Below are 18,940 nucleotides of genomic sequence, written 5' to 3'. Positions count from 1 at the left end.
TTCCCCGGCGCTCCTGGGCGCGTTCGTTCATTGGAAATGTCCGAGGATACGGAGCGCCGCGTCCTGGCCGAAGGTGCGATCCGCTTCTACAACCTCGGCGGCCCCAGAAACTCCTGGCGCTCGCTGGCCGCCGAGTTTCGCTCAGTGTGCCGACCTCATCATCGATTCGTAGAGGGTTCGATACGAGTCGGCCGCCGAGCGCGTGCAGGGTCCGGTGATCGCCTGCCGGCGGGCCGCATCCGAGACGTTCCCGGTCACGCCCCCCTGGGTCTCCTCCACGGTGACCCGCGGGTCCGTGCCCGCCCACTCCGCCGCAAGCGCGATCCACTCCCTGGCCGTGATCACGTCGTCCCCGCACCAGTTGACGGTCAGCGCCGGTGTCGACGCGGCGTCGAGGAGCGGCTCGAGCTGGGCCTTCATGTCCTCGACGTCGATCGGCGAGTGGGGGAACGGATCACCGGGCAGGACGACGGGCCGATCACCGAGGACGCTCGCGACGTAGAGGCCGGGCAGCGACCGCGGGATGCCGGTGAACGTGTTGAGCCGGGCAATGACAACGGGCAGTTCGAACGCGAGCGCGCAGAACCGGGCCACCGACTCCTGGCCGAGCTTCGACGCAGGACTGGTCGACGCGGTGTGGCCCGCTGCCCCATTACCCACCGGATCGTCCTCGGTAAAGGCGTGCCACGGATCGGAATTGGTGGAATACACCGCCGTGCTCGACATCACCAAGGCGGCCTTTGCCTTGCGGCAGTGCTGCAACAGAAGACCGGTGCCTTCCACGTTGACGCGTAACACGTCGTGCAGCCGGGAGAAGTCGCCGCGCGCCCAGGCAAGATGGAGCACATAGGTGAAGTCGTCCGGCACGCCCTCGAAGCCACCCGAAGAGACGTCGCCGGCGCAGGTCATGATGCCCGCCTGTTCGAGGTGCTCGCGCCGCTCGCTGTCGCGGAAGCGAGCGAGTCCCCATACTTCGTTCTCATTGGCGAGGAAGCGTGCTAGGGGCCCAGCCACGCTCCCCGTGACCCCGGTGACGAGGATCTTCTCACCTGACAGCAACGGTCCCTCCAAGTGCTTCATTAGGGTATACAAGGCTCAAACCAAGGCGTGAGGCGAGGTGGAGCGTGAGGTATCGAGTCGTGCACTGCGGCACCGGGAACGTCGGGGCGCTTGCGCTGCGAGCGATCCTGGATACTCCCGACCTCGAACTCGTCGGGCACTTCGTGAGCACGCCGAGCAAGGTAGGACAGGACTCCGGCGAGCTCGTCGGGGCCGCTCCCGCGGGGGTCAGGGCGACCGGAAGCTGGGACGAACTGCTCGAGCTCGGGGCCGACTGCCTCACGTATTTCGGCGACGCCATCGGCCGAGAAGACGAAGCGGTCGCCGACCTCGTCCCTTTCCTCGAGCCCGCGTCAACGCGATCCCTGCCGTCTGCGCTGCGCCGGCTGGCCTTCTGACCTTCCTCGACGTCCCGCGCTACTGGACGCGCAACACCTCGGCCCGCCACCGTGGGTAACTCGACCCGTCAGCGGTCGAGCGGAACGTCGAAGCGGTCGGCGTAGAAGGCGAAGCGCTCCCGTAGCCCGCCGACGCTGAGCCCGAAGTCCTCAGCCGTGTAGGTGTGGTTGCCGTAGCGGTCGCGAGGGTTCTCGGTCCACCATCGCGCCATGCGCTCCTCGACGGCGGGCGCGAGGGGCTCGCCGAGCGAGGTGTACAGTTCGCGCACCGCACCCACGGGGTCCCGCTGGAGCTCCCGGAATCCGAGGTCGTGGAACCGGTTCTCGCGGCCGTTGTCCCGGAAGGCGATCGTCCGCTCGAGCGCCGTTGCCCACACCTCCGTGGAGATGACGCCAAAGTACCTCGGGTCCGGGTGGTCTGTGTGGCCGGCGGCGAGCGTGGTGTGTAGGTCCGCGAGGGACGGGACCACGCTCGATACGTCCCGGTGGGTCATCACGAACTGGGCGTCGGGATACACCTTGTCTAGCGCCTCGATCCCCACCATGTGGCCAGGAGTGCGCAGCCGCCACCGGTTCGGCGGCGTCCTCCACTGGAGGAGCTTGAGGACGCGCTTGTGGTAGCGGTACGCGGGCTCCAGGTCGGCCTGAAGCAGCCAGCGGCTGTAGCTCGGCACCTTGTGGCCACCGTCGAAGAGCTGCGACGTGAAACCTAGGCCGAGGAGGGGCAGGCACTCGGCCGGGCCCTCGGCCGACAGCGGGAGCATCGCCCGCATCTTCGGCAGCATCTCGTCCTGCCGAGCGAAGAACGCCTCGGCCTGGGCGATGCGCGGGTCGCCGGTCCGCGCCGGGTCGGGCGGCGGCGCCGGAGCACTCGACTCCCACCAGCGCAGGAAGCGGATCGCCGGGTCCTGGGCGAGAAGGTGCGCGAGGGCAGTCGTCCCCGTGCGCGGCAGGCCGAGTTGGAACACCGGCGCCGGCACCTCTTGGTCGTCGATCTCCGGATGCTCGCGGTAGCACTCCTCGATGCGCAGGCGCATGGTCAGCGAGCCGACGATCATGCGTTCAGCCGTCTGGCGCCCCCGCTCGTTGAGGTCGGCCTCGACGTCGAGGGCGTCGACCAGAATCTCGAGGCCCTCGCGGAACGAGTCCTCGCCGAAGTAATCGAGGCTGGTGGCCGCGCGAGCGGCGTCCAGCAGCTCGGCGACTCGCACGGCGCCGCCACCGTCGGCTTGTCGCGGCGTCACGGCATCGCCTCCTTCGCCATCGAGATCCCCACCCTACCAACGGGTGTATACATCACCACCAGTCGTGTATACACTCATCAACTGGCTCCTGAGAGGGGACGACCAATGCGGATGAACGACATGATCCTGATGAGCGTCGACGACCACACCGTCGAGCCGCCGAACCTGTTCGACGACTTCATCCCGAAGAAGTTCGCCGACCGGGCACCTCGCGTGGTGTCGGACGAGACCAGCGAAAAGTGGATCTTCGGCAAGGGCGAAGCCCGCAACGCCGGCCTGAACGCGGTCGCCGGACGACCGCCGGAGGAGTACGGGCTCGAGCCGGCGACCTTCGCCGAGATCCGCCGTGGCTGTTACGACGTGCACGAGCGGGTCAAGGACATGAGCGCCAACGGCGTGCTCGCCTCGCTGTGCTTTCCGACCATGCCCCGCTTCTGCGGGCAGTTCTTCGGGAGCCGTGCTGACCAGGACCCGGAACTGGCGCTCGCGGTGGTCCGGGCATACAACGACTGGCACCTCGACTACTGGGTCGGCTCCTACCCCGACCGGTTCATTCCCCTCACCATCCCCCCGGTGTGGGACCCCCACCTCATGGCCGAAGAGATCCACCGTACGGCGGCCAAGGGGTCGCACGCCGTCTCGTTCTCGATGAACCCCTACGGCCTGGGCCTCCCCTCCCTGCACACCGATCACTGGGACCCGTTCTGGGCCGCCTGCCAGGACACCGAGACCGTCGTCACGATGCACATCGGCTCGGGGAAGATCGACGTCGTCACCTCCCCGGACGCGCCGATCAACGTCGAGATCACCTGCTCGGCGATCAAGCTCTACCCCACCGCCGCGGACCTCGTGTGGTCACCGATCTTCCAGAAGTTCAAGAACTTGAAGATCGCTCTGGCGGAGGGTGGCATCGGCTGGATCCCTTACTTCCTCGAGCGCGCCGACTACGTCTACAAACGTCACCATGCGTGGACGCGCCCGAACCTCGGGGGCAGGCTCCCGAGCGAGATCTTCCTCGAGCACGTGATCACATGCTTCGTGGTCGACGACTTTGGTGCCAACAACATCGACCGCCTCAACGAGGACATGGTGACCTGGGAGTGCGACTACCCGCACTCGGACAGCACGTGGCCCGAGTCTCCCGAGCTCGTGGCTGACGCCATGCGCAACCTCACCGACGCCCAGATCAACAAGGTCACCCACGAGAACACCATGCGGCTGTTCGCGTTCGACCCGTACTCGATCCGGCCCCGCGAACGGTGCACTGTGGGCGCGCTCCGCAAGGAGGCCGAGGGCCACGACATCTCGACCGTGTCGCACGGCGTGAAGGAGGGTCGTGGCCGCTCGCTCGCCCACTTCACCCACGAGCTAGCCGAGACCAAGTCGACGGGATGACGGCCCCTGCCCCGCGGCCGCGGCGACCTTAGTACGACCGACTCGCCGTGCGCTCGGCCGTGGAGCACCTACCCGGAACCGGCGCTCCACGGACCTGGCGCGTCGAGACAGCCGCGGGGGACAGCCATTGGCCAGGTCCGACTTAAGGGGAACGATGGCAACGTTCTTGTTCGTGCACGGGGGCTTCCACGGCGGCTGGTGCTGGAAGCGAATGGCCGACCGCCTGCGCAAACTCGGCCATGAGGTGTACACGCCCACCCTCACCGGGCTGGGCGAGCGAGCGCACCTCCTCCGGCCCGACATCGATCTCGAGACCCACATCGCCGACGTGATCGGCGTGCTCGAGTGGGAGGATCTCCACGACGTCAACCTCGTCGGCCACAGCTACGCCGGCGCCGTGATCACCGGCGTGGCCGACCGCGCCCGGGACCGGGTCGGCCGCCTCGTGTACTTCGACGCGCTGTGGCCGGAGGACGGCGAGACAGTTGGCTTCCTGATCGGTGGCGAGGAGGCGACGGCCGGCGTGCTCGCCAACGTCGCCGACGAGAAGTCGGCACCGCTGCTCGCGGCCGGGACGCTGACGGCACAGATGATGGGCATCACTGATCCGGACGACCTTGCGTGGGTCGCGGCGAGGCTGACACCGCAGCCGCCGGCCACGCTCACGCAGCCGGTCCGGCTGAGTGGACCTCTCGACGTGCCGGTGCTCGCCGTGATCTGCACCGCCTCACCGCACACGGATCCTGGCATGAAGCTCTCGCACGAGCGCGCTCGAGCGGCTGCTGCCGTGAACCCGTCGGTGCAGGTCGTGACCGTCGCCGGTCCGCACGACGCCATGATCACGCACCCGATCGAGTCGGCCGACCTGCTGCACCGGGCCTCGGTCGGACCAGCTCGGAGGCATCCTGATCGCGCGTCGGGCGAGCGTTCATGAGTGGCGACGCGCTTCAGCAGCTGCTCGATCGGCAGGCCATCGCTCATTGCGTGCACCGCTACGCCAGGGGAATCGACCGCGGCGACGCTGAGCTGGTCGCCTCCTGCTACCACGCCGACGCCATCGACGATCACGGAGGGTTCGTTGGCCTGGGACGCGATCTCGCCGGCTGGGTGTTCGGCAACCTGGCCAGGGTCGTCACCACCCAGAACCACATCACGACGCACAACGTCGAGCTGGACGGCGACACTGCCCATGGCGAGACGTACTACCTGGTCATACGCCGGGATCTCTCTGGTGCCGTGATCTCCGTCAGCGGGCGGTACGTCGATCGGTTCGAGCGCCGCGGCGGCGAGTGGCGCATCGCGGCGCGCCTCACCATCGTGGATTCGATCACCGAACCGCCTGCCGTCGACATGAGTGGGCGTGCCGACGCGCCCAGCCGCCGCGACACCACCGATCCGTCGTACCAGCGGCCATTGGTCCTCAGGACAACAGTGCAGCAGCCCCACCCGTGACCCCTTGAACCACGCGCGACTCGGTTGTCGGCTGACCCTCGACTAATTGTATACAACGCAGCCGGCTTCGCTGCCGGCTGCGTTGAAGGAGGGAACGTGCTCGAGCTCACAGGGACCACGGCGCTCGTGGCGGGAGGAGCGTCAGGGATGGGCGCCGCCGTCACCGAGGCGCTCCAGCGCCAGGGCGTGGAGGACATCGCCGAGGCCGTGCTTGCCCTGTTCGCGCTGGGCTGGGTGACCGGCCAGACGCTCGTCGTCGACGGCGGGCTGACGCTCGTCTCGAGTACGGACCTGCCCGGTATCACGCCGCAGGTCCTCTACCAGCGGCACTGACCGCGGCCTCGCGAGGAGCGACGCATGGAGCTGTTGGGCCCGAAGACCCCGGTGATCGTAGCCGGCGGCGCCACCGGTATCGGGCGGGGAACCTGTCTGGCGTTGGCGGAGCACGGTCGGCCCGTCGCGGTGTGGGACATCCAGGGCGACGCTGCGCACGAAACGGCAAGCGAGTGCCGCGATCGGTTCGGTGTCTCGACCGACGTCCAGGTTGTCGACCTGGTGGATGACAAGGCCGTCGAAGTGGCCGCCACCGCGAGTGTCGCGGCGCTGGGCGGGGTTGGCGCGTTGGCCTACTGCGCCGGCATCAACGCGTGGGCAGAGGGCCCCCATGAGGTCGCGTCAGGAGCTTGGGACCGCGTCATGGGCGTCAATCTCCGCGGCGCAGCGGTGCTCATCCGGCTGCTCATCCCGGCCCTGAAGCGCGCGAATCCAGGATCCGCCATCGTCGTGACGTCGTCGGCGAGCACCTTCGACGGGTCGACGTGGCGTGATCCCGCGTATCTCACGTCGAAGGCGGGCCTGGTCGGCCTCGCTCGCGCCATGGCGCGTGGGCTCGCGGAAGACGGAATCCGGGTCAACGTCGCCACGCCTGGCACCATCGACACGCCGCTGCTCCGCGAAGGTCTCGCCTCGAGCGGCGGGACGGTGGGGGACACCGCGAAGCTCGTGCCGCTCGGGCGCGTCGGTGATCCGTGGGACGTCGGGCGCGCCATTCGGTTCCTTCTGAGCGACGAGGCGTCGTTCATCACCGGAACGAACCTCGTCGTCGACGGCGGACGCACGAGCGCCGGTTGACGCGGCGCGCACGCAGCCCGCAGAGTTGTATACACCCATCGGGATCGATGCAGAGGGGACTCCTATGACCGTGACTGGCCTGGCAGGATCCGTCGCCTTCGAACGCGTGAGCGGCAATATCGGCGCGCGCGTCCACGGTGTGGAGCTGGGGGTGAAACCGCAGACCCCGATCGCCGACGCGCTGAACTCCGCGCTGCACGAACACGGCGTGCTGTTTTTCGACTTAGGCCGAGCGATTGAGGCTGACGAGTTGCAGTCCTTCGGCGAGGTGTTCGGCAGGCCCGAAGCGGCGTACGCCTTCCAGAAGGACAACAGCACCGGCGTGCTGGACAACGCGACCACACCCATGGGGGAGTACCGGACCAATGTGTGGCACACCGATGGCAGTGCGCTGGAGCGCCCGCCCCAGGCGGCGCTCCTGACGGCGGTCGAGGTGCCCGAGGCTGGTGGCGACACGATGTGGTCGAGCATGTACGCCGCTTGGGAGGCGCTCTCCTCGCGCTACCAGCGGCTGCTCGACGGCGCCGAGGTGCTGCACAGCACGTTCCGGCTCCCGTTCATCAAGAAACCGGCCGGCGCCGTCCATCCGGCCGTCCTGCGCGACCCGGTGACCGGTCGCCGGATGCTTTACGTCAACGCCAACTACACCGAGCGAATCGTCGGCATGGGTGACAGCGAGAGCGAGCTGGTGCTCCGCCATCTCTACGAGCACGTGAATACGCCCGAGTTCCACGTGCGCCTGAAGTGGCGCCCGGGCGTGATCGCCGTGTGGGAGGAGCGCGTCACGCAGCACCGGGGCGTCGCCGACTTCGTCGGCACCCGTCGCATGCGCAGGCGGACCGTCGAAGGCGACGTGCCCGTTGCCTGACGGCGCCGTTGCGCCCGCGTCGAGAGTTGTCGATGACGTTTGGGAAGAGGGAACTGATGGGTCTGCTCGACGGCAAGACCACGATCATCACGGGGGTGGGCCGAGGCATTGGCAAGGCCACCGCCGAGGTGTTCGTCCGCGAAGGCGCTCAGGTGCTGGGGGTTGACATCAGCGGGGCCGAGAAGGACACCGCGGCCGCGCTCGGCGGGTCGGTCGTGCCCTGCCACGCCGACCTGACCAAGGAAGAGGACATCGTTGCCATGGTCGCGGCCGCCGAGGAGGCGTTCGGCCGCGTCGACGCGCTCGTGAACGTGGCCGGCACCATCGGCGGCCGCGGGGGTCAGTCGTCCTACCTCAGCGCCGAGGAGTACGACCTCATGATGCCGGTGAACCTCCGCGCGGTGCTTCTTGCATGCCAGCACGGCATCGAGGCCATGCTGCGCGGCGGCGGTGGTTCGATCGTCAACTTCTCGTCGGTCGGTGGCATCAACGTCGAGAGCATGGCCCCGGCGGCCTATATGGCGGCGAAGGCCGGCGTGCACGCCCTCACCAAGGCCATCGCTGTCGAGTACGGACGCCAGGGTATCCGCGCCAACGTTGTCGCCCCTGGCTTCACCCTCACGGAGCTGGTTCGCGACGTGAAGTCCGACGCGATCGAAGCGCTGAAGCGCAAGTCGGCGCTGGGCCGGCCCGGCGAGTGTCGGGAGCAGGGCGAGGTGGCCGCCTTCCTCGCCTCCGACCGCGCCTCGTTCGTGACCGGCGCGGTCATCCCCGTTGACGGCGGCTGGTCGGCACAGCTGCCCTAGGAAGAGGAGTCGCCGATGCCCCCCATCGTGTTCACCAACAACCTCGCCGAGCCGGTGGCGCCCGGGGTGGTCCGCTCCCGGCTCGAGCCGGGCGGCAAGGACGGCCCCGGCGGCGCCGTGCGCGACTCGGACCAGCCGGGTGGCGCCCTCTGGAGCCAGGCCTTCTTCCTCGGCCGCCCGGCCGACGAGTGGCGCATGCTCATCCCCGACATCCGCATGGCGCCCAATCAGGTCTGGCCGCTGCACTGGCACGACTGCTGGACCGCGGTGGTCGTGCTCGACGGCAGCCTTCTCATGGGCGACTGGTGGATGGGGCCGGGCGACGTGCTCATCGCCGAACCCGGGGTCGAGTATGGGCTGCTGCTCAACGGGCCGAAGGGCTGCGAGCTGCTCGAGATCTTCGCCCGTGACATCCTCTCGCCTGGCGGCTACGGCGCGGAGTACCGCGACCATCCCACGCTGCGTTACCTCAAGGGCCTCGACTCGATCGAGTTCGTCTCACGCCCACCGCGCCTGGTCGAGAATGGCAAACGGCAGATCGTGCCGATCGACGGGACTCCGGGCCTCACGAAGGGCCGCCTCAACGGCGATGCCCACTTCGACCTGGGCGAGCCCGACGATCCCGAGCGGGGGATCGTCTTCGACCGCCGGCTGGTGGCCGGCGCCGAACTCCCCGCGGTGGCCGTCCCCGACTGGCGGGCGACGCTGGTGCTCGACGGCTCGATGACCGTCGGCGACGTCGAGTTCGCCACCAACGACATGCTCCTAGTCGAGCCCGAGGCGAAGGTGCCGAGCATCACCGTCGGCGCCGGCGGTGTCCACCTGCTCGACCTCGCCCGCACCGCGGCCGCGCTCGCCCGCTGACGCCGAACAACCAGAAGGGGCCGGATGGGCCGCGTCGCCGTCGTGACGGGAGGGGCGTCAGGGACACAGCCCACCCCCCTTTCCGGCGCAGAAACGGCCTGTTCGGCGGTAGCCGCGGATGGACCGGCACGCGGTCGGTGAGCTTGTCACCGCCGCTGTCCACCCGCACAGACTCGTGCCGCCCGCACCCACCCCGCAGCGGCGTCGGCGTCGTCCTCGGGCACGCGCTGCGGTCGGCGCCAGCCTGCCACGCCTACCCATGCCCCGGTGACGGCATGGGTAGGCAAGCTACCCGTCCGAGCGTGGATCCTCTGGGGAAGCGCTCTACGCAGGACGAGGACTCCTCGATGCGGTTCGCCGCATGCGGACGCCGTGAGCGGCCACGGTCGCGACCCGGTGGAGCTGCGGATCGCGACCGCGCTCCCGGTGGTGCCCGCGGAGGCGCCGGCGATCGGGCCGACGACGGAGCAGGCAGCGGAGTTCCGTGACGCCGCGGCGGCGGAACGTCACCTAAACTTTAAATCATAATAATACTTGACACATATTGAGACAGGACCAATCCTTGTGCTCCACGCCCGTATGACGTGGACCACAAGGGGGAAGTGACGTGATGGCTCCGGGACGGACAGCGATCACCCGCACGAGCCGGCGATGTGCCGCTGTCGCGCTGCTCCTGGCGGCCGCATTGCTCGTGGCGGGGTGCGGCAGCGACGCCGCCAGCGGGAACGACGTCACCGGCACCACGGCGGAGGCCGGCGATCGCTTGCTCGGTACCCCCAGGCCCGCGACCAAGGCGCCGATCTCCATTGGGTTCATCACCGACGGTGCGGGAAGTGCGGCGGTCGACCACAGCAACGAGCTGCTCATGTCCAAGGCGACGGTCAAGTGGCTCAACGAGTACCGGGGCGGACTTGCCGGGCACAAGATCGAGCTGACCATCTGCGACGCCGGCGGTGACGTCGCCAAGTCCGGCGAATGTGCCACGCAGATGATCCAGAAGGACGTCACCGTGGTCGTCGGCGGACAGCTTGCGAACGACGGTGCGGTGTGGCAGCCGCTCCACGATGCGGGCGTGCCGCTGCTGTTGTACGGCGCGACGGACGCGGGCGCGCTCACGGACACGGCGTCGACGTTCTCGCTGGTGTCGAGCATAGCGATCCAGGTCGAGGTGCCGTCCGCGGTCGCCAAGGCGGACCATGTGACGAAGGTGCGGACGATCGTCGTCGACGTCCCGGCCGCCGTGACCTTCTACAAGACCATCGCGAAGAACCTCTTCGCCGAGCGGGGGATCACCGATTTCGGCTTCGTCGCGGTGCCGCCAGGTACCGCCGACTTCGTACCCGTGATCTCCCAGCTCGGGCAGGAACCGGGTGTGATCTCGATCATCGGCAACTCGGCGTTCGTCATCGGGGTGTTGCGAGCGCTCGGCGCGCTGGGCATCGACACGCCCGTGACGTCTCTCAGCGAGGGCATCACCGACGCCGTCCGCAAGGCGATCCCGGCCACGCAGCTCGAGGGCCTCGTCATGTCGGCGACGACGCCGGTCGGCGACGACGATGACAAGGGCATTCAGCTGTTCAAGGCGGTCGCGGAAAAGTTCGCATCCGGCCACGTCGACCTGTCGCAGACCGACGGGCTCGCCACCTTCAACACAATCACGGCATTGGCCCTCGTGCTCGAGGATTTCTCCGGGGAGGTGACGAGTGAGTCCATTGTGAGGGCGCTGAAGTCCGCGCCACAGATGCCCCTCCTCGCCGGCGGTGGCCTCGAGTTCCGCTGTAACGGCAAGGCCGTCGCGCTCACGCCGGCGGCGTGCTCACGAGGAACGCTGATGATCACCCTCGGGCCGGACAGCCGGCCCACGGCCTACAAAGTCGTGGGCAACACGCCGATCCCCGACTGAGCCGGGCGCGATCGGAGGCAACGTGGAACACGTCGCAGCATTCATTCTTGGTCTCGGCGGCGTGAATTCGGCGCCTGATGCTCGGGTGGGCGGGTGAGTACGTCCGGCACGAATAACGATAACGTGCCGGGTCGGGTTCTTCGGCTACGGCCGCGACCACGCCGAGTACCGGCGCACCTCCGACAGTTGGCGGATCTCGAGCGTCATGACACGCGCGTCCGCGTCGATCCGTTCGAAGGAGATCTGCCCGACGTTCCTTTGTCTGACCAAGTGTAGGAGGTCGGTCCGTGAAAGCAACCAAGGTCCGCCGGATGTGGTTAGCAGCAGCGCTGGTTGCACTGCTCTTAGCCGCCGGCTGTGGGAGCGGCGGCGGCGGTGGCACGGAGGCGCCACCGGGCGCCACCAGCGACGAGGCCATTCTCGGCCCGATGAACCCCGCCACCGGCACGCCCATCAAGGTCGGCGTGTTCGGCGAGGGCCGCAGTCCCGGGATCGACAACAGCTTCGTGCCGTCGATCGCCAAGGCCACGGCGAAATGGCTGAACGAGCGCAAGGGCGGCTTCGGTGGGCACCCCATCGAGCTGGTCACCTGCGAGAGCGACTTCGACCCCGGCAAGGCGCTCGAATGCGCCAACACGTACCTCAGTGAGAATGTTGCGCTCGTGGTGCTCGGCGGCTCCGCCAACGTGACGCAGTTCTGGCCGATTCTGCACAAAGCCAAGATCCCGGTGGTGCTGTACGGATCCGCCACCCCGACGCTCATGGAGGATCCCGACTCGACGTTCATGGTCAGCAACCCCTTGGCATTCATCGACTTCCCGGCGGCCGCGGCGAAGGAGCGGAAGACCAAGCGCGTCGACGCGATCGTGCTCGACGTCCCTGCCGCCACGGAAATCTACGGGAGCCCCAGCACGCTTGAGCGGTACAAGGATGCGGGTGTCGTGCTCAACGTGGTCCGGGTCCCGTTGGGCACGCCCGACATGGCCCCGCAGGCAGTTCAGATCGTCCGTGACAACCCGGACGGGGTGGTGCAGGTGGCGGGGTACGACAGTTTCTGCATCGCCGCCTTCAACGGCCTCCTGGCTGCCGGGTTCAAGGGCACGGTCGCACCGGTCGGCCCGTGCATTTCCGACGCCACCCGGAAATCGGTGCCCGGCAGCTTCCTCAAGGGCATGAAGGTGGTCAGCACCGGACCTTTCGAGATCAAGGACGACTCAGACATGAAGCTCTATCGGGCGGTGGCCGACCACTACAACGCCGGCACGTTCAACCGCGCCGAGCCGGTGGCAATCAGCGTCTTCGCGACCATGGCCGCCGCCAACGCCGGACTCGTGGGCATGAAGGGTGAGGCCACCCCCGCCAACATCATCACCACCCTCAAGTCCATGAAGGAGACGAGGCTGCCGGTTGGCGGCGGCCTGAGGTTCCGATGCAACGGCAAGGCGGTGCCGGGGAACCCGGCGCTGTGCGTCCGCGGTGCGCTCATCGGCACGCTCGGCGCAGATGGCTTCCCCGAGAGCTACACCCCCTTCAGCAACACGACGATCGGGAACTGACCCGAGATCCCGGGCGGCGGTCACACAAGAGAACTTGACGGATGCCGCTCCCTAAAGGTTTCGCTCCGGAGGTCCGAGCGAGCATCTCGTCGGGCGAACTGGCGGGCGCTGTCGCTGCCGTTGCTACGAACCGAATTGACGAGCAGCGGCAGCGCTCGCCGGCGCCCGACGGGTTCTCGCAGACCCGGGGCTGGGGCATGGGAGGCTCGGTCTGTGCGCGATCGATACCGGTCCAAGCGCCGGGAGCTACCGCTGGTGGGGTGATACCGGACCGGGCGCAATCGAGACCGAGGTGTGGATCATGCCGGAGGGTAAGAAAATCTTGGTGACCGGAGCGACGGGACAGATCGCCGGCCCGATCGCCGAGAACTTCGCCCAGAACAACGAGGTCTGGTGCGCGGCGCGGTTCAGCAACCCGGCCCGTAGGGCGGAGCTCGAGGCCATGGGTATCAAGACGTGCATGTGGGACATGGGGTCCGGCGACTTCTCGACGATGCCCGACGACTTCACGCACGTGGTTCATTCCGCGCTCAACGTCGACCCCGGCTACGACACGTCGATCACGAACAACGCCGAGGCCGTGGCCTTGCTGATGCAGCACTGCGGCAAGGCCGAGGCATTCCTCCACGTGTCGAGTTTCGCCGTGTACAGCAAGCACCAGGATCATCCGCACCATGCGTACGCCGAGACGGACGCGCTCGGCGGATACGCGCCTTACCTGCCCGCCTACCCCGTGATCAAGCTCGCGTCCGAGGCAACCGCGCGCGCCACGGCTCGAATGCTCGATCTGCCGACGACCATCGCCCGCATGAACACTGGCTTCAGCTGGACGGGCCACGGCGGCATGCCCGTTCGCTTCTATCGCATGCTCGCGGAGGGCAAGCCCGTCCCGGCACCGATCGACTTCGACAACATATGCTCGCCAATCAGCGGTACGGACATCGGCGATCAGGCCCATCTGCTGCTCGAGGTGGCGTCGGTCCCGGCGACGATCGTGAACTGGGCCGGCGACGAACCGGTCTCTGATCCTGAGATGTGCGCGCACATCGCCGAACTCACCGGTGTCGAAGCGAAGTTCGCCCGGGGCGAGTTCCACTTCGACGGCACCATCTCCGACAACACTCGCCGAGAGCAGCTCATTGGCAAATGCTCCCTGCGCTGGAAGGACGGAGTGCGCGACACCTTCGCGAGGCTCGGCATCATCAGCGCCTGACAGCGGTCGGTTACGCACTGTCAGTCCCGGTCGCCCTGGACGTGCGTGGAACCATCAGGATGACGGCGCTCCCGCGTTTCCTATCGATGATGAAATGCCCTCCGTAATCGTCACCCCCGCGTCGCGTGCGAGGTTGCGGGTATCAGCTTCATCGGGAACACAATTGTTCCTGATGCCGTCGCCTACCGGAAGGAGATCCTGTGCCTGATTGGGAGTATGCCACGGATGTCGTAGTCGTCGGATCCGGTGGGGGGTTGTGCGGCGCCGTTACCGCGGCGGTGCACGGGCTCGCGACCCTTGTCATCGAGAAGGAGCCGCTCATCGGTGGGTCGACGGCGATGTCGGGCGGTGTGCTGTGGCTGCCGAACAACCCTCTGATGCGGGCCGAAGGCGTGCCTGATTCGTTCGATGAAGCCATGGCGTACTTCGACAGTGTCGTCGGCGAGGTGAGGCCGGCGTCGTCGAAGGAGCGCCGCGCCGCCTACATCAATGAAGGCGTCAACATGATCCGCTTCCTGCAGGACCTTGGCATGTCCTTCCGCAGGTGCGAGGGGTACAGCGATTACTACGCCGAGATGCGTGGCGTCGTGGGCTATAGCTCGCGCGGCCGGTCCATCGAACCGACGGTCACCGACGGCAACGAGCTTGGCCCCTGGCTTGCGAAGCTGCGTCCCGGCATTGCGGCCTCGCTCGGGGTCGTCGTGTTCACCGGTGAGTCCGCCGCGCTTCAGACCATCAAGCGTTCGCCCAGGGCGGTGACGACCGCCGCCAAGGTGGCGGCGCGGACGGCCGCGGGGAAGTTGAAGGGCGAGTCCCGGCTCGCGAACGGCGCTGCGCTCGTGGCTCAGGCACTGAAGATCGCCATCGAGCACGAGGTGTCGATCTGGACGGAGACCCCGCTGGTCGACCTCGTCGTCGAGAACGGCCGCGTCACTGGCGTAGTGGCCAAGCGGTGCGGCCGCGACATCCGCATCCGCGCCAACCACGCTGTGTTGCTGAGCTCCGGTGGGTTCGCCCAAAGCGCCGAGATGCGCCAGCGGTACTCCATGCAGCCCAACTCCGGCACGTGGACCGTGGCCAGCCCTGGCGACACGGGTGAGGTCATCGAGGCGGCGATCCAGTACGGGGCGGCGTCCGATCTGATGGACGACGCCTGGTGGATTCCGGCCTCGGTCATGCCGGACGGGCGGCCGGCGCCGCACGTCGGCGAGCGGAGCAAGCCTGGCTCAATCATCGTTGACCAGACCGGTGACCGCTATTTCAACGAAGCGTTGTCGTACATGGAGGCGGGCCGCCAGATGTACGCGCGGAATGAGTCGACTGACGGGAAGGCCGTCCCGAGCTGGCTCATCATGGACGGCCGGAACCGCTCGCGTTACCTATTCTCGTTCCAGCCGAAGACGCCCGACGAGTGGATCTCGAGTGGGTACATGAAGCGAGCGGATACGATCGAGGAGCTCGCACGGCAGTGCGGCATCGATCCGGTCCGGCTGTCCGCCACCGTCGATCGGTTCAACGGCTCCGCCCGCCAGGGCGTCGACCCCGACTTCCACCGGGGCGAGGGTGCATACGAGCGATACATGGGCGACGCTCTGCACAAGCCGAACCCAGCACTCGGTCCGGTCGAGAAGCCGCCGTTCCATGCCGTCGCGCTGTACCCCGGTGACGTGGGCACCAGTGGTGGCCTGCTAAGCGACGAGTTCGCACGCGTGCTGGACACCGAGCAGCGGCCCATAGCGGGTCTCTATGCCACGGGCAACTGCACGGCGACGGTCATGGGCCACGCCTATCCGGGTGCCGGCGCCAGCATCGCCGCCAGCTTCGTCTTCGCCTACATCGGGATGAAGCACGCCGCCCAGGTCGCGTCACGATCCCGGTGATGACGTACCGGCCAGGCTCAGGCGAGCCGAGCCGTCCACCCACCGTCGACCGGGATCACCACACCGGTCACGAAGGACGCTCGTTCGGAGAGGAGGAAAGCGGCAACCTCGGCCTGCTCTCGACTTTCACCTCCCCGGCCGAGCGCTGCTTTGCTGGCCATGTAGTCCACGATCTCCGGTTTTGCGGACCCGTAGAAGTCGGTTTGCGTGAAGCCCGGGGCGATGACGTTCGCGCGGATGCCCTGCTTGCCGTACTCGACAGCGACCGCCTTGGTCAGGGTGTTCATGGCGGACTTCGTCGCCTGGTACATGGCCGCCACCCGTTCCTGTACGCCGAGCGAGGCGGCCGAAGAGACATTGACGATGGCGCCGCCACCGCTCTCGAGCATGGCTTCGATGCCGTACTTCATGCTGAGCACCAGGCCTCGAAGGTTCAGCGGCGTCACGGCGTCGTACTCTTCCAGGCTCAGGAACTCACCTCGTCGGCCGCCATGCACGGCGGCTACGTTCATGAGGCCGTCGATCCCGCCGAACGCGTCGCGCGCGGCGCCGAACATCGCGGCGATGTCGCCCTCGACGGAGACGTCCGCGTGGAACGGGACCACCGCGTCCCCGAGCTTGGCTGCGACGTCGTCCTCGGCTCCGCTGATGTCGACCGCAAGCACCTTCGCGCCCTCCCTCACGCACACCTCGGCGGAAGCCTTGCCGATGCCCTGCCCAGCGCCCGTGATCACTGCGACCTTGCCGTCGAGCATGCCCACGTCGTGCCTCCCCTGACTCAAGACTGTTGCATGGCTATCGGCAGGACTCTTGCCACAACTATTGGCAAGACTGTTGCCATGACGACCATTCTCTATGTCCCACCGTCACGCTGTCGAGTGCGTGCCGACCGGGGCTTGACCGAGATCGTCGGCTGGTCCCGACGTTGGACGCTTTCTTCGGAGGTTTCGACATGATGACCCAGGCCGAGCGCGAGGCCGCCTACGAGCGAATCGTTCGGGAGCTCGCGGTGGATCGCATGGGCACCGAGCCGGATGCGCCCCCGCTTCCGCCGTGGGCGGGGACGCCATCACCCCGGGCCGGATCGACGCTGCCGATCGAGGCCGAGATCGCTGGTGTACAGATGATCGAGTATGGCGAGTTTTGGGCCCGTCCCGGCCTCGATCTGCGTACGCGGAGCTTCATCACCCTCGCCGCTCTACAGGCCACCCGCGGCATGTACAAGCAGCTATACCGTCACGTGAACATCGCACTGAACCTCGGCATCACCCCGAACGAGATCCATGAGACGTTTCTCCAGGCCGGTTGCTACTGCGGGCTGCCCGCGGTGGAGAACGCGGCCGACGTCGCCACCGCCGTGTTCGTGCATCGCGGCATTCTGGCCCCCGGCGACGGCGCCACCGTCGAACCGAAGGCCCAGATGGACCACCAGGACCGCCGGGCGGCGATGGCGCGCGTGGCCGCCGCGCTCGGCGTGAACCGGGTCGGTCTCGGCCCCGACGCCCCGCCGCTCGTCCCGTTGCCCGGCCCACTGGCCCAGATCAGCTCCACGCGTGGCGAGGTCGAGGGGGACCTGGCCATGATCGGTGCCCAGTACGGCTATGGCGAGCTCTGGGGCCGCGCCGGCCTCGACCTACGCACGCGCAGCTTCATCACCATGGCAGTGCTCCAGGTCGTGGTCGAGAACGACCAGCTCCACATCCATGTCAACAACGCGCTGAACCTGGGTATCCCCGCCGACGAGATCCACGAGGCGATCGCCCACGTCGGCATGTACGGCGGTGTCTCCGGCTCCCACAACGCGGGGAACGTCGCCAAGGACGTATTGCGCCAGTGGGGCCTGGCGGCCAAGTGACTACTGGACGCCGGGCTCTTCCAGGAGGGAACTGATGTACGACCTACTCGACGGAGTGAAGGTGGTCGAGGTGGCCTCCTGGCTGTTCGGGCCATCGTGTGGAGTCGCGCTCGCCGACTGGGGGGCCGACGTCGTGAAGGTCGAGCCGACCACGAACGGCGGTGACCCCTACCGGGGCTTCTTCCACGCCGGCCCGGTGAACCCGACCATCGAGCTCGCCAACCGAGGCAAGCGCAGCGTTGCCATCGACCTGTCAACGCCCCTCGGCCACGAGGCGTTGCTGCGCTTGGTGGCCGACGCCGACGTGTTCGTGACCAGCCTCCTGCCGGGACCTCGAGGCCGCCTTCGCGTCGACCTCGAGAACATCCGCGCCGCGAACCCGTCGATCGTGTACGTGCGGGCGAGCGGGTACGGCCCCCGCGGGTCGGACGCGGAGACGCCCGGCTACGACGCCGCCGCCGCATGGGCCCGTGGCGGATTTGCCGCGTTCCTCACCCCGCCGGACGCGACCGCCCCCATCCCGCCACCCGGCGGCATCGGCGACTGCGTCGGTGGCCTGAGCATGGCGGGTGCCGTGGCGGCGGCGCTGTTCAAGCGCGAGCGCACCGGCAAGCCCTCGCTGGTCGACATGTCGCTCCTCGCCAGCGCCGTATGGATGAACGCGACCGTGCTCATGACACACGCCAACCCCGGTCCCGACGGCGTGGCGATCCACCGGCGCGATCGCTTCGACACGCGCAATCCGCTGGTGAACAGCTACCGCACGAGCGACGGACGGTGGATCGCCCTCGTCGTGCTCCAGCCCGACCCGCATTGGCCGAGTTTCTGCAACCACATCGGGCGCCCGGACCTCGTTGAGGATCCACGGTTCGTCGACTTCCACGGTCGCATGACGAACGCCCGCGAGCTCGTCGAGCTGCTCGACGCCGAGTTCGGGTCACGGACCCTCGACGAGTGGCGCGAGCGGCTCGCTGGTTTCACCGGCGTGTGGGATGCCCACCAGTCGCCGGAGGAGGTCCTCGACGACCCCCAGGTACTCGCCAACGGCTACATCACGCCCGGCGACGCGTCTGGCCCGCCGCTGCGCGCTGTGGCCTCGCCCGCCCAGTTCGACGGAGGGACCCTTGGCCCCGTTCGGCGGGCCCCCGAACACGGGCAGCACACCGAGGAGATCCTCCTTGCCTGCGGGTACTCATGGGACGACATCCTCGCCATGAAGGAGGCTGGCGCCGTGCTCTGACGTGGTTACGACCGCTTCGGGACGTGGTGCGCACGTGGCGTTAGTCGGTGTAGGCGCCGGCCGCTTCGGCTCGAAG

The 18,940-nt window shown here is 67.9% G+C and carries 19 protein-coding genes; 16 read left to right on the top strand and 3 right to left on the bottom strand.

The genetic code is table 11. The features are described 5' to 3' along the window. Window positions 1-141: 141 nt before the first annotated feature. On the bottom strand, window positions 142-1,059 hold the full coding sequence (locus QOZ89_RS21935) for an NAD-dependent epimerase/dehydratase family protein (protein ID WP_157910625.1): 918 nt from the start codon (window positions 1,057-1,059) through the stop codon (window positions 142-144). A 65-nt stretch (window positions 1,060-1,124) separates the two neighbouring features. On the opposite strand from QOZ89_RS21935, the gene QOZ89_RS21930 reads away from it, so the two are divergent. Further along, a complete protein-coding gene (locus QOZ89_RS21930) occupies window positions 1,125-1,457 on the top strand; it encodes a hypothetical protein (protein ID WP_157910626.1) in 333 nt (110 codons plus the stop codon). Between the two features lie 68 nt (window positions 1,458-1,525). On the opposite strand, the gene QOZ89_RS21925 is transcribed toward QOZ89_RS21930, so the two are convergent. Next, the gene (locus QOZ89_RS21925) at window positions 1,526-2,701 is read right to left on the bottom strand and encodes a sulfotransferase family protein (RefSeq protein ID WP_241842381.1); all 1,176 of its coding nucleotides are present in this window, start codon (window positions 2,699-2,701) and stop codon (window positions 1,526-1,528) included. Between the two features lie 111 nt (window positions 2,702-2,812). Between QOZ89_RS21925 and QOZ89_RS21920 the strand changes: the two genes are divergently transcribed. The 13 genes from QOZ89_RS21920 to QOZ89_RS21860 all read left to right on the top strand — a co-directional run bounded on the left by QOZ89_RS21920 (window position 2,813) and on the right by QOZ89_RS21860 (window position 15,769). Then, on the top strand, window positions 2,813-4,096 hold the full coding sequence (locus QOZ89_RS21920) for an amidohydrolase family protein (RefSeq protein WP_312624887.1): 1,284 nt from the start codon (window positions 2,813-2,815) through the stop codon (window positions 4,094-4,096). A 154-nt stretch (window positions 4,097-4,250) separates the two neighbouring features. Next, window positions 4,251-5,030 (top strand): alpha/beta fold hydrolase, encoded by a 780-nt coding sequence (locus tag QOZ89_RS21915; RefSeq protein WP_071053847.1) that lies wholly within the window; start codon window positions 4,251-4,253, stop codon window positions 5,028-5,030. Next, window positions 5,027-5,548, top strand: a complete 522-nt coding sequence (locus QOZ89_RS21910) for a nuclear transport factor 2 family protein (protein ID WP_071053848.1) — start codon at window positions 5,027-5,029, stop codon at window positions 5,546-5,548. The genes QOZ89_RS21915 and QOZ89_RS21910 overlap by 4 nt, the downstream gene beginning before the upstream one ends. A 96-nt stretch (window positions 5,549-5,644) precedes the next feature. Next, the gene (locus tag QOZ89_RS21905) at window positions 5,645-5,881 is read left to right on the top strand and encodes a hypothetical protein (RefSeq protein ID WP_131804220.1); all 237 of its coding nucleotides are present in this window, start codon (window positions 5,645-5,647) and stop codon (window positions 5,879-5,881) included. Between the two features lie 24 nt (window positions 5,882-5,905). Beyond that, on the top strand, window positions 5,906-6,679 hold the full coding sequence (locus tag QOZ89_RS21900) for an SDR family NAD(P)-dependent oxidoreductase (protein WP_312624883.1): 774 nt from the start codon (window positions 5,906-5,908) through the stop codon (window positions 6,677-6,679). A gap of 64 nt (window positions 6,680-6,743) precedes the next feature. After that, window positions 6,744-7,547: a TauD/TfdA dioxygenase family protein gene (locus QOZ89_RS21895; RefSeq protein ID WP_071053851.1), complete on the top strand. Its 804-nt coding sequence runs from the start codon at window positions 6,744-6,746 to the stop codon at window positions 7,545-7,547. A 32-nt stretch (window positions 7,548-7,579) separates the two neighbouring features. Beyond that, window positions 7,580-8,353 carry an SDR family NAD(P)-dependent oxidoreductase gene (locus QOZ89_RS21890; protein ID WP_241842382.1) on the top strand — a complete coding sequence of 258 codons (774 nt, stop codon included), beginning with the start codon at window positions 7,580-7,582 and terminating at the stop codon, window positions 8,351-8,353. A 15-nt stretch (window positions 8,354-8,368) separates the two neighbouring features. Then, on the top strand, window positions 8,369-9,217 hold the full coding sequence (locus tag QOZ89_RS21885) for a cupin domain-containing protein (RefSeq protein ID WP_071053853.1): 849 nt from the start codon (window positions 8,369-8,371) through the stop codon (window positions 9,215-9,217). A 372-nt stretch (window positions 9,218-9,589) separates the two neighbouring features. Next, window positions 9,590-9,745, top strand: a complete 156-nt coding sequence (locus QOZ89_RS21880; protein WP_157910627.1) for a hypothetical protein — start codon at window positions 9,590-9,592, stop codon at window positions 9,743-9,745. Between the two features lie 82 nt (window positions 9,746-9,827). Beyond that, the gene (locus QOZ89_RS21875; protein ID WP_083419991.1) at window positions 9,828-11,120 is read left to right on the top strand and encodes an ABC transporter substrate-binding protein; all 1,293 of its coding nucleotides are present in this window, start codon (window positions 9,828-9,830) and stop codon (window positions 11,118-11,120) included. A gap of 287 nt (window positions 11,121-11,407) precedes the next feature. Beyond that, on the top strand, window positions 11,408-12,676 hold the full coding sequence (locus tag QOZ89_RS21870; RefSeq protein ID WP_131804221.1) for an ABC transporter substrate-binding protein: 1,269 nt from the start codon (window positions 11,408-11,410) through the stop codon (window positions 12,674-12,676). A gap of 301 nt (window positions 12,677-12,977) precedes the next feature. Then, window positions 12,978-13,889, top strand: coding sequence for an NAD-dependent epimerase/dehydratase family protein (locus QOZ89_RS21865; protein WP_071053914.1), 912 nt, complete (start codon window positions 12,978-12,980; stop codon window positions 13,887-13,889). Between the two features lie 200 nt (window positions 13,890-14,089). After that, entirely contained in the window at window positions 14,090-15,769 is a 1,680-nt protein-coding gene (locus QOZ89_RS21860; protein ID WP_312624875.1) for an FAD-dependent oxidoreductase, read from the top strand. Between the two features lie 17 nt (window positions 15,770-15,786). Here the strand turns inward: QOZ89_RS21860 and QOZ89_RS21855 are convergent, their stop codons facing one another. Further along, on the bottom strand, window positions 15,787-16,524 hold the full coding sequence (locus tag QOZ89_RS21855) for an SDR family NAD(P)-dependent oxidoreductase (RefSeq protein WP_071053856.1): 738 nt from the start codon (window positions 16,522-16,524) through the stop codon (window positions 15,787-15,789). 197 nt (window positions 16,525-16,721) lie between these two features. Between QOZ89_RS21855 and QOZ89_RS21850 the strand changes: the two genes are divergently transcribed. Then, window positions 16,722-17,624: a carboxymuconolactone decarboxylase family protein gene (locus QOZ89_RS21850; RefSeq protein ID WP_071053857.1), complete on the top strand. Its 903-nt coding sequence runs from the start codon at window positions 16,722-16,724 to the stop codon at window positions 17,622-17,624. 34 nt (window positions 17,625-17,658) lie between these two features. Then, window positions 17,659-18,864, top strand: a complete 1,206-nt coding sequence (locus QOZ89_RS21845) for a CaiB/BaiF CoA transferase family protein (RefSeq protein WP_071053858.1) — start codon at window positions 17,659-17,661, stop codon at window positions 18,862-18,864. Window positions 18,865-18,940 lie beyond the last annotated feature (76 nt).

This window comes from Pseudofrankia coriaricola, from assembly GCF_032027725.1.
GTDB lineage: Bacteria > Actinomycetota > Actinomycetes > Frankiales > Frankiaceae > Pseudofrankia.
The sequence above is the reverse complement of the archived record's forward strand: the minus strand, read 5'-3'. Positions and strand labels throughout refer to the sequence as shown.

Excerpts from the sequence above, each read along its gene's own strand:
- QOZ89_RS21920 (WP_312624887.1), top strand. The coding sequence starts at position 2,813 with ATGAACGACATGATCCTGATGAGCGTCGACGACCACACCGTCGAGCCG.
- QOZ89_RS21915 (WP_071053847.1), top strand. The coding sequence starts at position 4,251 with ATGGCAACGTTCTTGTTCGTGCACGGGGGCTTCCACGGCGGCTGGTGC.
- QOZ89_RS21850 (WP_071053857.1), top strand. The coding sequence starts at position 16,722 with ATGATGACCCAGGCCGAGCGCGAGGCCGCCTACGAGCGAATCGTTCGG.
- QOZ89_RS21865 (WP_071053914.1), top strand. The coding sequence starts at position 12,978 with ATGCCGGAGGGTAAGAAAATCTTGGTGACCGGAGCGACGGGACAGATC.
- QOZ89_RS21855 (WP_071053856.1), bottom strand. The coding sequence starts at position 16,524 with ATGCTCGACGGCAAGGTCGCAGTGATCACGGGCGCTGGGCAGGGCATC.
- QOZ89_RS21900 (WP_312624883.1), top strand. The coding sequence starts at position 5,906 with ATGGAGCTGTTGGGCCCGAAGACCCCGGTGATCGTAGCCGGCGGCGCC.
- QOZ89_RS21885 (WP_071053853.1), top strand. The coding sequence starts at position 8,369 with ATGCCCCCCATCGTGTTCACCAACAACCTCGCCGAGCCGGTGGCGCCC.
- QOZ89_RS21875 (WP_083419991.1), top strand. The coding sequence starts at position 9,828 with ATGGCTCCGGGACGGACAGCGATCACCCGCACGAGCCGGCGATGTGCC.
- QOZ89_RS21845 (WP_071053858.1), top strand. The coding sequence starts at position 17,659 with ATGTACGACCTACTCGACGGAGTGAAGGTGGTCGAGGTGGCCTCCTGG.
- QOZ89_RS21910 (WP_071053848.1), top strand. The coding sequence starts at position 5,027 with ATGAGTGGCGACGCGCTTCAGCAGCTGCTCGATCGGCAGGCCATCGCT.
- QOZ89_RS21890 (WP_241842382.1), top strand. The coding sequence starts at position 7,580 with ATGACGTTTGGGAAGAGGGAACTGATGGGTCTGCTCGACGGCAAGACC.
- QOZ89_RS21895 (WP_071053851.1), top strand. The coding sequence starts at position 6,744 with ATGACCGTGACTGGCCTGGCAGGATCCGTCGCCTTCGAACGCGTGAGC.